11 protein-coding genes and 1 pseudogene are annotated in these 12,969 nt (G+C 42.4%); 5 read left to right on the top strand and 7 right to left on the bottom strand.

Annotated features, from left to right (window positions below; genetic code table 11):
• Positions 1-492 precede the first annotated feature (492 nt).
• A complete protein-coding gene (locus IQQ51_RS08225) occupies positions 493-1,407 on the top strand; it encodes a TIR domain-containing protein (protein ID WP_102518557.1) in 915 nt (304 codons plus the stop codon).
• A 145-nt stretch (positions 1,408-1,552) separates the two neighbouring features.
• Positions 1,553-2,464 (top strand): hypothetical protein, encoded by a 912-nt coding sequence (locus tag IQQ51_RS08220; RefSeq protein ID WP_102540397.1) that lies wholly within the window; start codon positions 1,553-1,555, stop codon positions 2,462-2,464.
• A gap of 307 nt (positions 2,465-2,771) precedes the next feature.
• Here IQQ51_RS08220 and IQQ51_RS08215 read toward each other — a convergent pair whose 3' ends face one another.
• The 7 genes from IQQ51_RS08215 to IQQ51_RS08185 form a co-directional block, all read right to left on the bottom strand.
• Complete coding sequence (locus IQQ51_RS08215; protein ID WP_193840798.1) at positions 2,772-3,038, bottom strand: helix-turn-helix domain-containing protein; 267 nt, start codon at positions 3,036-3,038, stop codon at positions 2,772-2,774.
• The gene (locus IQQ51_RS08210; protein ID WP_193840797.1) at positions 3,035-3,454 is read right to left on the bottom strand and encodes a hypothetical protein; all 420 of its coding nucleotides are present in this window, start codon (positions 3,452-3,454) and stop codon (positions 3,035-3,037) included. The genes IQQ51_RS08215 and IQQ51_RS08210 overlap by 4 nt, the downstream gene beginning before the upstream one ends.
• Before the next feature lie 5 nt (positions 3,455-3,459).
• On the bottom strand, positions 3,460-5,841 hold the full coding sequence (locus IQQ51_RS08205) for an integrase (RefSeq protein ID WP_193840796.1): 2,382 nt from the start codon (positions 5,839-5,841) through the stop codon (positions 3,460-3,462).
• Positions 5,834-7,396: a site-specific integrase gene (locus IQQ51_RS08200; protein WP_228012745.1), complete on the bottom strand. Its 1,563-nt coding sequence runs from the start codon at positions 7,394-7,396 to the stop codon at positions 5,834-5,836. Before IQQ51_RS08200 ends, IQQ51_RS08205 begins: the two co-directional genes overlap by 8 nt.
• Positions 7,389-8,714 carry a tyrosine-type recombinase/integrase gene (locus IQQ51_RS08195; protein WP_193840795.1) on the bottom strand — a complete coding sequence of 442 codons (1,326 nt, stop codon included), beginning with the start codon at positions 8,712-8,714 and terminating at the stop codon, positions 7,389-7,391. The genes IQQ51_RS08200 and IQQ51_RS08195 overlap by 8 nt, the downstream gene beginning before the upstream one ends.
• A complete protein-coding gene (locus IQQ51_RS08190) occupies positions 8,711-9,235 on the bottom strand; it encodes a hypothetical protein (protein ID WP_193840794.1) in 525 nt (174 codons plus the stop codon). The genes IQQ51_RS08195 and IQQ51_RS08190 overlap by 4 nt, the downstream gene beginning before the upstream one ends.
• Positions 9,236-9,671: 436 nt before the next feature.
• Entirely contained in the window at positions 9,672-10,229 is a 558-nt protein-coding gene (locus IQQ51_RS08185) for a single-stranded DNA-binding protein (protein ID WP_017061342.1), read from the bottom strand.
• Between the two features lie 278 nt (positions 10,230-10,507).
• Between IQQ51_RS08185 and IQQ51_RS08180 the strand changes: the two genes are divergently transcribed.
• From IQQ51_RS08180 to IQQ51_RS26815, 3 genes and pseudogenes are all read left to right on the top strand, one after another.
• Positions 10,508-11,155: a LuxR C-terminal-related transcriptional regulator gene (locus tag IQQ51_RS08180; protein ID WP_029405754.1), complete on the top strand. Its 648-nt coding sequence runs from the start codon at positions 10,508-10,510 to the stop codon at positions 11,153-11,155.
• 157 nt (positions 11,156-11,312) lie between these two features.
• A complete protein-coding gene (gene galU / locus IQQ51_RS08175) occupies positions 11,313-12,185 on the top strand; it encodes a UTP--glucose-1-phosphate uridylyltransferase GalU (protein ID WP_017061340.1) in 873 nt (290 codons plus the stop codon).
• A gap of 149 nt (positions 12,186-12,334) precedes the next feature.
• Positions 12,335-12,969, top strand: a pseudogene (locus tag IQQ51_RS26815) (excinuclease ABC subunit UvrA); the annotation flags it as partial.

Raw genomic sequence — 12,969 nt, 5'->3', positions numbered from 1 at the left:
CTAATTTGCGCGGATAGCAGTTTAGCGAAAACAGTTCGGAGTTCCGAACTAATTTGCGCAGATAGTAGCTTGGTGAAAACAGTTCGGAGTTCCGAACTAATTTAGCGATGGTCATTGGTTTCGGAATTTGGCATGTAAAATGAGTGACTCCATACGCCAACTAATACGCACTGAGTTAATGAGAAAATGCACAGGCTCGTTTATGCCCCTTTCCTAGTTAGCGATAGCAAACCACATAAGCCTTGCCTCAATAGTTTGCGATAGGTTTCCTTATGCAAAACGAGATGTATGTGGAAATCCCCCAATTAGTCGTATTTTCTCGTTCATAATTTTATGGCGTATGGTGATACACTATTTAAAACAATTGTTTGCGCTTAAATATGGTGTCCGGTAGATGCGTAAAGAAAACAAAATGGAGTGTATAATTACCCCTCTTTGGGATCTAATAAATTGTTAGATTTTCATTACGCACTGTGACAATGGAGAATGAAGTTGTTTAATTTGTTTGTTTCATACGCCCCAGAGAGTTGGGATTCCTCGCCATATGAGTGTGATAGAAGTCGTGCTGTTGTAGAGTATACGGCTAATGAAATCAGTGAGCGGTACAAATTTTTTGATGACAATGCAATTAGTGAACTGAAAAGCTTTCCTGCTCTATTTGTTACCGAAAATGAGGCGACACAATCCAGAATTGGTTACATAACAAATATTAGGCTACGTAACAGTTCAGTAGTTATCGACTTCGAATTTGACCCTATTCTTCCTTCGCTACCAAAAGGCGCAATAGAGAACATGCGTGTTGATATCGACTTGGGGAGGTTTGAACTTTCTCGCACGCATTGGGCAGTCAAAGATGAACCAATATTTGAAATTCTCATAAAACATGGTTATCTGAATCAAGCTCAAGTAAATGCAGCCATCCAATCGAGAATGCCACTTCCTCCAGTCGTTAAACCAAACACTTCAGATTCTCAAGGTTTTAATAAATCGCAAGTTTTCATCGTACATGGGCATGATGACCTAGCAAAATTAGATGTTTCAAATTTCATTACTAGCTTAGGGTTAGAACCAATAATCCTCCATATGCAGGCAAGTTCCGGAATGACAATCATTGAAAAAATCGAGCATTACTCAAATGTTGGGTTTGGGATTGTGCTTTACACGCCTTGTGATACCGGAGCAAAAGTTGGAGCCTTAAGTGGCCGATACCGTGCGCGCCAAAATGTTGTTTTCGAACATGGATATCTTATTGGCAAATTAGGTCGCCCAAGAGTATGTGCTGTAGTCAAAGGAGACATCGAAACGCCAAACGATATTAGTGGCGTAGTTTATGTAGGTATGGATACAGGTATTGAGTGGCAAGAGCAATTGAAGTTAGAAATGAGAAATGTAGGTTACAGAGTATAGAAATCTAACAATATCATGAATGAAGGACGTTTATCCGTGGCGCATTTTTCATAGAAATGCCGTAATTTAGGCGTTTTAATCAGTTTTGGCTAGTAAACGCCCTTTATTCAAGCATGATGCATTATATCCAATAAGGAGTTCGTAGATGAATTTTGATTTTTTATCTGACCTAGCTGATGAGCTTCAAAGGCTGCTTAAAGAGGCTGGACTAATAGTTCCTACATACGAACAATTGCGATTACAAGATAAGCGCAGTGAAGAGCTAAAAAGCAAAATTCAGCATTACGACCTAAGCAATTTATTAATTCACTTTTTCACAGTTTACTCTAGAAGAATCCCTATTACTCAATGGAATGTCCATACCTCAAGTAAACTGGATGGACGGAATGAAATTAGTGACATTGTACGAAAACTCGAGAGTGGAGAAGACGTCAATGGATTACTGAGCAATAAAGTTAAGAAAATAAATCAAGTTAAGCACGCCGATTTGCTCAGATCTGAGTGGGGTATTTATCACTTACATTTTAAAGAAAGTCGAAGTGAAGAGCTGTTGTTTGTTTACTTTAATGAGAGCAATGCGTACCTAATTGATATCTTGAAGCATGAGAAACGCGATGGTTCAGTTGTCACTTGGACAAACACCGATTTAGTTCAAATTATGCATGATAACTGGCCCCATTTAATTAAACCTTATATCTTCAAGACTAATTCTAATGCACCTGTGTTAACTACTGAACAAAGGCGGACTTTGCGGAAAAAAGCAGGGAATACCAATATTGTTGTGAGCGACGGAACAGAATACATGCCATTAGGCGGTGGCTTTTCGTCGAGTAAGCATCCTATTCACGCGGTTATGCAATCAGATTTTCTGTTTCTTACGGTTAAAAAGCTCCAAACTGATGTTAGGAATAACTGTCCTGCTATAAAGAAAGCTTTGGGCGAGTATACACCTGAACCTCATTTGAAATTAAAGCTCGATGATAGCTTTCAACCACTTGTAGTAGAGTCAGAGAAGGGGATATTGCTCAACTTACAAGCAAATGAAGAACACGGATAACACAAATGAGTATTCTCCGGTCAATAAGCGATAGCATGCTTATGGCTGCGTTAGCAGCCATAATTATTTTTTCCTAAACACAACTTATCTGAACCGCAAGGTTTAGAGTGTCAGCCCTAACTAACTTTTGTCCAAATGTTAGTTACGACACCAACAAGTCACCTGTACGATCTAGTCGTGACTAACCTGCGGGTGTGTAAGATCGAGTATGAGTTACTACACTTAATCCATATTCCCCCTACCAATGACCTTAGTCAACTTACCTCTGGCTCAGTTTCAAACCATAAAATCATACCGACAGAATAGATTAATCATCGTCGAACATCGTATCCAGCTCATGCCAGTCAGGTAGCTCGGTAGACATAGTAACTAGCGTGATCTCATACCCTAGAAAATTCGCATAGTAGTAAAGAGTGCTAACCGAACCTGAAAACCTACCATTTTCGATTCTTGAGATTGTTGTTGCTGGCACATTAATCCTTGCCGCAATGTCACGTTGTGTTAAGCCTTTGCCTTTTCTCGCATTCAATAAAGTTTTTCCTATTTTTCTCTTATTTAGCATCAGCTTACTCACTTCTGTTGCTTGGCTTCTAATGGTTCATTTAACTGCTCAACCGTCATTCCATGTTGAGTTGCGTTGTACAACCATGTGTGGAACTGCTCTAGAAACCTGCTGTTTTCCAACTCAAGACGTGCAATGGTTCGATCGCGCTTTTCTAGTTGGTCAGCCGCTGCCTTCAAGCTGGATGGCAAAGTTCTAGTGCGTGCAGCAACAGCTTTAGGTGCATTGCCTGAGACAAGTGCTTTAACCTCTTTAAATGCCGTCTTGATACGAGCCTGCTTTTGCAATGTTTGCCTAGTAGTGATGAGCCTGTAGTCATGTGCCACCGCATCTACCAACCTATCCCACGTTAATTTGGCATCCATCGGCCAGTCATCCAATAGATCACAAACGTCACTGATGTCCTCGTCTGTTAAATGTTTAGCCATAACAATCAGTCCTCGAAAAAATCCATACAGTCCATATCATCCAAATCCTCAAACAATTCGCCATCTTTTGTCTCCGGGATACTCTCAACACCAATCATTTCATCAATCGTCACCTTCTGAGCTTGAATCGCCTTGATTCGTTGATAGTTTTCAATTCTAGGTAAGCGCTTCTTGCCATTAGCATCCATTGCGCGATCGAGTTGAGTGACATCCTCCACATTAAGGAGCCTAATTAGAGAGCCATCTTCGATGCTGGGGTCTTCCATCATGGTAAGTAGTTGCTCACAGCGCTCTGTGGTAAGTTTCCTGCGTTCATAGAACTGCACAGCCCCCTGCACGCCATCATCAACTGCCTTTTTATCCATTTTAAGCAGCTTCTTCTCGTCTTTTATGCGCTTGCGGATACGCTCACACTTGCCGTCATCCCCCTTTTCACAAACTTGTTGATCACAGTTGATACAGTCACGATATTTCGTGCAAGGCTCTGCCATGTATGACGTCACACACATACCATACTCGTTGGTATGCGCCGTTAGTGAAGCCCTAGTGTTCAGTTCTTGAAGGCTTCGAGGGGTAGCAACCTGCACCTGAATTTGCGTTGTGCCTGTTGTTGGGTTGCTCATCAAGTCTTGCGAGGCAAGCTCTGCTTCTCGGTCTTCAATATAGTCAGCACCATACTCCTCTGGGGTGGTATGGTCATAATAACGATTGTGTTTCGGGTCACTGCGCATAGCCCAATTAGCTCGTTGCTGCCCATCCATGCCATTCACAGAGGCCAAAGTGTCTAGCATGTGCCGAATTTGATGGGATGTTATGGACAAATCACCATGTCCCCAACGCTGAAAGACCGAAAACGTACCTGTTAGTTGTCCACCTGTTGCCCTGTTTTTTTTCTTTGTTGGCGCAAGATCTTCGTTTAGCGTGTCAACGGTGGGGATGTACAATTCAGTCGGAATGGTTGGCTTTTGAGTGCTGAAGCAATTAGTGAATCCTGAATACAAAGCTTGCGACCACTTAATTTTCACATGCCCATTGCCGTTATCAAATGGTATGTAAGGAAAGCCTTCTGGTAGTGCATCCCGAAGTATTAGGTTCAAATCTCGGAGCGTAACTTGATAGTCTTTACGCAAGACTCCTTTGCGCGTTAATAATTTCGCTCTAGCACTTTGCCATTTTCTCCGATTTCCGGTGTTGGAAAGATTGCCATATTTGGGCATCTCCAAGCCCAGTGCCATTGCAACCTCATCCTGAGTCAATAGCTGGTCTTCAGGCACATCAGGGCATAATTCATGCCTAGGGAAACTCGAACTCTCTTCTAGCATTTTTGCAAATTGTCGTGCTGACTCTGACTGTGCACGTAAACGCTCTACAGCAGTTTCGACAACGCCATACATACACGTGGGAACCCACTTGTGTGCGTGCCCAAAATCCTTACCTGAGTACCACTTTATTCCCTTAATCTGAATGGTTGCAGAAAGATCTAACGCTTCCTCAACTGCGTCCTCTTTCCTTTTTTCATCCTCTTCTATGACGTTCCCATCGTTATCAAATTCATTCCCCTCATCAGCCTCAAAAACAATATTGTTTTCTTGTTGGTACTTAAGGATTTCCCTCACATCATCTTTAGTAAAACCATCTATTTTTAGCACCTCCCAGATCTTCAGCTCATCGATGTGAATGGGGTCGGAAAGCAGGTATAGCGGTTCTGAACCACGATTAGGAGCTGCCATCAACAAACCCATCGTAGATGTCGTGAATATGTCCCTAGGACTTAAGTCTTCTATTTTTTGTGCATTAACAGAGGCAAGAGCCAGCAGCGCATTTTCATCCGGCATTTTGTCCTGCCGTCTCTTATCTGCATTATCACCCGTTGAATTCTCAGAGGGCTTTTTTAGTCTACTCTTCCACCTAAATGGCTTCAGTAACTTATAATCAATCAAGAAGTTGAGAAGATTATTCAAGCCCCGCCCAGCCTGATAAGCAGCTCCTGCACCTAACGATTCCTTAGCTGCTCGTTGAGCTGAGTCGAAAACTTTTGCATTGAGCTTAGTGGTTTCAAAATCTTCACCCTTGTGTAGCCGTTGCCAGCCTGCATTGATTGCGCGCAAGGCTTGGAATTTAACGTTGATGCCAGCTTTGGTTCCGCCACCATAGGTGATGTAGCTTTTTGCAAAGGGAATTAGAGACCCATCCAGCAACTCACCTTCATTTCGTTGTCGGCTATTTGCACCAAAAATAGTAAAGTTACCGACTTTAGCCCAATAGTGTTGGTCATAAACATACTTATCGTTCAGTGGTGCGATTTGACGTCCGAACTCAATGAAGTCAGCTTGGTTTTTCGTATGCTCAAGTTCATGTTTAGGCTTAAAAATCAATACATCAGCCATTGTTATACTCCCTACATAGCTGAATTACTTGGCATACCGCTAGAATGGCACGGTCATTTATTGAGACGATTTGCATGTCACCATTTGTGTCTATTATTAATCGCTCACGTTCTTCAACCAGCCACTCAAGAATTAGGTGGTGAGGGGCATGTGCCCATGGACGGAATTTAGGACAGAAATAGCACGCAATTGGGGCATAGTCGTGGCAGAAGCTGCTTGTGCCACAAGAGCCGACATCACAATCTTTTTCTCGACAAGGAATACGTGCCGCACCTTTATTCTCGGCATTGGCTTCATCCTCATCTTCAACCAGTTTTCCTGCAAACGCAGAGGCGTAGCGAGCCAATGGTTGGTTCATGATTTTTGCAATATAGACTGCATGTTCAGGGGTATTTGCAACGTACACCTTTACATTTTGCGTATCAGAATGATCAAGTAAATTAGCAAGAGTAAGCACGCCAGCGCCCTCCCTTGCGGCACGCGTACCGAGGGTGTAGCGAAAACGATAAGCGTTTGATTTCAAGGCTTCACCAGTACGCTCACTAATAATTTTCAGCTTTTTGACCGCAGTGTTTAGTCTGTTGCTCAAATTACTGGTTTTGATATGAGGCAGCTCGGATTTGAGGTAATCCATTAAGGCATCTGGGGCTATTGATTGAATTTCTTCAATGGTGCCGACGTCGATAAACAAGGGCAGCTCGCCTTGTTCTTCAGGCGTCATTTTCCGCCCTAAAGCCTCTTCCACCTTTGCTGTTTGCTCTTTGATATGTAGCTCAACAACTTGTGCAACCGAATTCACTAAAGCATAAGGCCTTAGGATACTGCGGAATTTCCCTCGACGAATTTTTGCTTTAGGGATCAGCACTACATACGTTGGAGAACCTGTGTATTCGGAAGAGTACGAAAAGTCTTTGCATTTTATGGATGCAATCTGAACACCACGTCGACCCGACGCTTTAAACATTGAGAGGCAAGCGTACTCATCAACTCTTAACTTCCCTTCAGCGTATCGATGTGCAGCATGTAACCCGATAGCCTCAAACTCTAAATCACTGAATGGCCCTGTTTCAGGATCTAGAGTAAGAACAGCAACGCCTTTGTCATTGCCGCCTAATCGCCATTGGTCAGTAAGCCTAAACACTGCATCATCAATATGTTTATCCAACTTCAAGTAACGCATCTGGCGTAGCATTCCCCTTACAACCGAAACCTTGTACCACTCTTTCTTAGGAAGTTTGTTTTTAAAGGATGCAAAACCCAGCTCAGTTAAGTCGTTTTGACCTGTAATTGTTTGGTATAACTTAAGTTGTATTGCAATGTTTTGAGTATGTTTAGCAGATGAGGTTTCAGCGTAATACACCAATACCTCTCTAATATCTTCTTGTAATGGCTGCACAAAAGAATCTAGAAAGCCGACTGATAGTGTCACATCTCGATTAAGTGTCCATCGGCTAGACAGATAATTAAACTCAAAACCATTATGTGACATTGATATCGAGACCTTACCATCACTTGCAAAGTCAAAATTCACATCGTAGTGATTCACGTTAATCATCTCCCGTCCAAAATTCCTCATCTCGCTGCTGAACGATGGAACTTATGGTGGTTGACGCTTCCTCCTGAAGGTCTAATGCCATTTCCAAAGCTCGTTTATCATCATGGCGTTTGGAATAACGCTTCGCACTTTTAGAATCCTCTCTCCACCCCATCAATTTTTGCCTATCAGCTTCAGACTTGGCTTCTGTCGTTCTCCCCTCAGCAATGCGTTTATCTGCAAAGCCACTGAATTCATCGTTCCACGTATGACGACACGCATGAGGATGAACCCTAAAACCAACCACCTTAGAAATCTCACGAAAAATCTTGTTTACCTGAGCTAAGGATAAGGCTGCATTACTTTGTTGCTTATGATTGTGGGTAACAAAAAGAAACTCGATATGTTCAGAGCCAGCAGCATTAGGGCGATGGTGGATAAGGTAGTTTTCATACATCTCGGCTAGACGTTTATCCATCGGCACATATCGTCCCAACGTCTTCCCCTCGGGTCTGTGCCTACGTTGATCGGTATAGTCTGAGTTAGCGCGGAGCATCACGAAGTAACGACCGTCTTTGTCGCGCTTTCTGATATCGGAACTGTTGCGGTCTGTTTTTACTCTGATTTTAAGTAATTCTCCACGACGGCAACCGATGGCAAAAAACATATTTACGATGAGCTGGTTACGATATCGAAGAGATTCTGATTTCCAAGGGTTCTCCGAAGAATCTGGATGAACCACATCAAGGACTCGTATTTTTTGAACTGGCTCTAGAGAGCGCCAATCGTCCCAATCAAGGGCTTCGTCACACGTACCGAACTTACCTCCCCTAAGTTTTTTTAGTTCCACCTCAGCCGTGGAATCCTTAGAAGGAAACAACTCTTCTTCCAACCAGCCAATAAATTGCGCAAACACAGTTAATCGGTTGTAAGCCGTGTGAGGGGATATGTCACCCTCTGGATTGGGGATGATATTGGCTCTTGCCGTTTCGATTTTATTTTGCTTGATACTCACAACATTGGAAGATTCATGTCTAGCAACCATTTCGCGGAATGATGCCACTGTAAAGCCTGAGTGTTTCTTGATGTTCTCAAACTCTATTTTTGTCAGGAAGTCACCGACCTTGCATCGTTCAATCAGATCAATTTTTTCAAACTGACAGATTTCATCAAGGTATTTAAGATGCTCAAAAACACGATAGCATGTGTTACTGGCATTAGATTGATTTCGATAATGCAAGGTGACAAAAAGGTTGTGGTAAGGTAGTGGTATAGCGTCTTCATCTAGAAGAATTGAGTAACTTTCACCGCTAGCTAATTGGAATTTAGTAATCTTCATTTTTCCTCTCTCGCAAGCTGTATTGCCCAGACCTGCTCGCGCCTCACGGTGACAATCCTCTCTTCCAAGTCAAAGAACTCTGACAACAGAAAGCTACTCACAAGCTCAATATTTCGATTGATCTTTACGTAACTCAACGTAGGAAAATCATCAAATATTTGAACAACGAGAAGAGGAAGCAACACCTCCTTCAGGCATTGCTCATCGAAGAATTCACTATCAAATTCAAGAATGTACAATCCCTTCCCCTCAACACTTTCACCGATAGGCTTTGGATCATTGAAGACAACATCAAGGAGCACTCGTCCTGATTTAGAATCTCGTAACACATAGTAGCCATGGTGTAGTGACTCTGAAGGATCGTTACTCAACGCCTTTATCTCATCAAAAGCCGGACGTAAGTAGGCAGTCACTCTTCCACATACCAACTCCCAAAGAGTAGAGTTGTTGACCCCTTGCTCCAGAAAGCGGGACACATTGATTAAATCATTTACGAGTTCAGCACCATATTGCAACCTCATCTCTACCACCTGTTTGATTCAAAGTGAAGTTACCCTAGCAAACCACAAAAGGAATAATCACTAAAAACACAAACCACAAGACAAAAAACGAGATAAAGACCACAAAATGACAACAAAAAATCAATTTAAAGGCAATAGAAACACTAAAGAGAACATATGGATAATGTAAAAATTACTTGCAAAGCAATGAGTTACAAGTAAAAACTACATTTATAGACAAGATTCTAATGAAATTAAAACAAACCACCAATAAATACAATTAAACTGAACTTTACGATTAATTAGTTTACAAAAACTCAAGGTCACTCCTAACCAAAATTCAGACATAAAAAAAGTTTACAGAAGTTGTAACACTCACTGTAAACTTTTTCTCTCAACCTCTTGTTATACTTGACTTAAATAATCAAATTTAACAAAACTAGGTCTCAGGTAATCGTCAAAATGGGATGTCATCATCAAAATCCATTGGCGGCTCATTATATTGAGGTTGAGCCTGCTGAGGAGCTTGTTGAGGTGCTTTCGGCTGCTGTTGAGCTGGAGCACTGTATTGTTGCTGCTGTTGTTGTGGCTGTTGTGGCTGACCCCAACCACCTTGCTGCTGGTTGTTACCCATGCCACCTTGAGCAGGAGCACCACCTTGAGCACGGCCGCCAAGCATTTGCATTACACCATTGAAGCCTTGAACAACCACTTCTGTTGTGTAGCGATCTTGACCGCTTTGATCTTGCCATTTACGAGTTTGAAGTTGACCTTCAATGTAAACTTGAGAACCTTTACGTAGGTACTCACCAGCAACTTCCGCTAGCTTGCCAAACAGAGCAACACGGTGCCATTCTGTTTTTTCACGCTGCTCGCCAGTTGCTTTATCACGCCATGATTCTGACGTTGCAATGGTAATGTTCGCTACTGCGCCGCCATTTGGCATGTAACGAATTTCAGGGTCATTACCTAGGTTACCCACTAATATAACTTTGTTAACTCCACGGCTAGCCATGATTTGCTCCGTCTAAATTCATAGTCTCAGAAAATTTTAGCGCACAAGAATAGCATGCTTTTCTGCAGTGATAAATCGCATTCCTATTCTCTCCTCACTACAAAGAATAAAAACGTAACAAATCATGATATTCAGAGCGATGTTGCTTTTTTCTCCACTTACAAACCACTCATTTACTTTGATAATTGATATTCAACGCAAGTCACTATTAAGGTACTAGAGAAGCGAAAGCCTGCATGACAACGTGGAATCTAATCCCCCTTAAACAGGACGTTTCAATGAGAAAATCACGATACGCTCGCACTTTGCATTTTCTGTGCATCGACCCAAACGACACCTATCTACATGTAAAAGAGATAGAAAAGCACTTATCTATTATTCTCTACAAAATGACGCCCGACGAATTAATGCTAGTTGATAGAAAGCAAAGTAACCGGATCTTGCTCGTTGATTACAGAGAGGTGCCACAGCTACTGATTATTTGTCCTAACCTGACTGTTATGTGGAAAAACCATGAGATCATCTTATTCAATGTCCCTCAGCAACTTCCCACATCTGAGCTTCTTACCTATGGGGTACTAAAAGGGCTCTTTTATAACACCGAGCAAAAAGACAAGATTGCTCGTGGTCTTCAAGAAGTCATCGATGGTGAGAACTGGTTGCCAAGGAAGGTAACCAATCAACTGCTGTTTTATTATCGTAATATGGTCAATACCAACACGACACCAACCAACGTCGATTTAACCATTCGCGAGATTCAGGTGATTCGCTGTCTTCAGTCGGGGTCATCAAACACACAAATCGCCGATGACTTGTTTATTAGTGAATTCACGGTTAAATCTCACCTTTATCAGATATTCCGTAAGTTGGCGGTCAAAAATAGGGTTCAAGCCATTGCTTGGGCCAACCAGAACCTGCTTGCATAATCGATCGGCCTCTTAATCTGACGATAATTTTGAGGGAAGCTCTAGTAAACCATAGGTATTGTTGCTGAATTTTCGACATAACTTGTGCTAGAGTTGCCCTCAGAAATATCAACCACTCAGGTTGAGTCAATAATTATTATAGATAAAGGGTCTTATCATGATCAAAAAGTGCCTTTTCCCAGCAGCTGGCTACGGTACACGTTTTTTACCTGCAACCAAGTCAATGCCTAAAGAAATGATGCCTGTGGTAAACAAACCTCTGATTGAATACGGTGTAGAGGAAGCTATCGAAGCTGGTATGGATGGAATGTGTATCGTTACTGGACGTGGTAAGCACTCGATCATGGATCACTTTGATAAAAACTACGAGCTGGAACACCAGATTAGCGGCACCAATAAAGAAGACCTATTGGTTAATATCCGTGAAACGATTGAAGCGGCAAACTTCACCTACATTCGTCAACGTGAGATGAAAGGCCTTGGCCACGCTATCTTGACGGGTCGCGAGCTGGTAGGTGATGAACCGTTCGCTGTTGTACTTGCCGATGACCTTTGTGTGAACGAGCAACAAGGCGTACTAGCTCAAATGGTTGCGCTATACAAACAGTTCCGCTGTTCTATTGTTGCTGTACAAGAAGTACCTGAAGAAGAAACTCATAAGTACGGTGTTATCTCTGGCGAGATGATCAAAGATGACCTTTTCCGAGTTGATGACATGGTAGAGAAGCCAGAGCAAGGTACAGCACCAAGCAACCTAGCGATCATTGGTCGTTATATTCTGACTCCAGATATCTTTGAATTGATCGAGCAGACTGAACCTGGTAAAGGCGGCGAAATACAGATCACTGATGCTCTATTAAAACAGGCAAAAGCGGGCTGTGTATTGGCTTACAAATTTAAAGGCCAGCGTTTTGACTGTGGCAGTGTTGAAGGCTATATCGAAGCAACAAACTACTGCTTCGAAAACCTATACAAGAAAGACCAGCAGCAAATCGAGCTAGGTAAACACTCGACAAAGAAAGAAGCATAACGACTGGTTAATCACTAGCGTTACTAATCTTAGAAAGGGCGACTCTTTGAGTTGCCCTTTTTGTTTACTGTTTTTTTATCCAGTAAAACTTTGCACAAATCTCACTCTATGTAATACTTTAGCCACTTAAAATTACATGGTCTATTGAGATGGATAAAATAGAAATTAGAGGCGCTCGTACGCATAACCTCAAAGACGTCAACCTAACCATTCCACGTGACAAACTGACTGTCATCACCGGATTGTCAGGCTCAGGAAAGTCTTCACTTGCGTTTGACACACTCTACGCAGAAGGTCAGCGTCGTTATGTTGAGTCTCTGTCTGCTTACGCTCGTCAATTTCTATCTCTTATGGAAAAGCCGGATGTCGACCATATTGAAGGCCTGTCTCCAGCTATCTCAATAGAACAAAAATCGACTTCACATAACCCTCGTTCAACCGTCGGCACGATTACTGAAGTCTATGACTACCTTAGATTATTGTATGCGCGAGTTGGCGAACCCCGCTGTCCAGACCACAACATCCCCTTAGCTGCGCAAACCATCAGCCAAATGGTCGACAAGGTATTAGAACTGCCTGAAGGTTCAAAGATGATGTTGATGGCACCGATTGTCAAAGAGCGCAAAGGTGAGCATGTTAAAACACTGGAAAACTTAGCTGCGCAAGGCTTTATCCGTGCCCGAATTGATGGTGAAACCTGTGATCTATCCGATCCACCAGCACTTGAACTTCATAAGAAGCACACCATTGAAGTTGTGGTTGACCGATTTAAGGTACGCCCAGA

The sequence above is a fragment of the Vibrio sp. OPT18 genome, assembly GCF_015163615.1.
Classification (GTDB): Bacteria; Pseudomonadota; Gammaproteobacteria; order Enterobacterales; family Vibrionaceae; genus Vibrio; species Vibrio coralliirubri.
The sequence above is the reverse complement of the archived record's forward strand: the minus strand, read 5'-3'. Positions and strand labels throughout refer to the sequence as shown.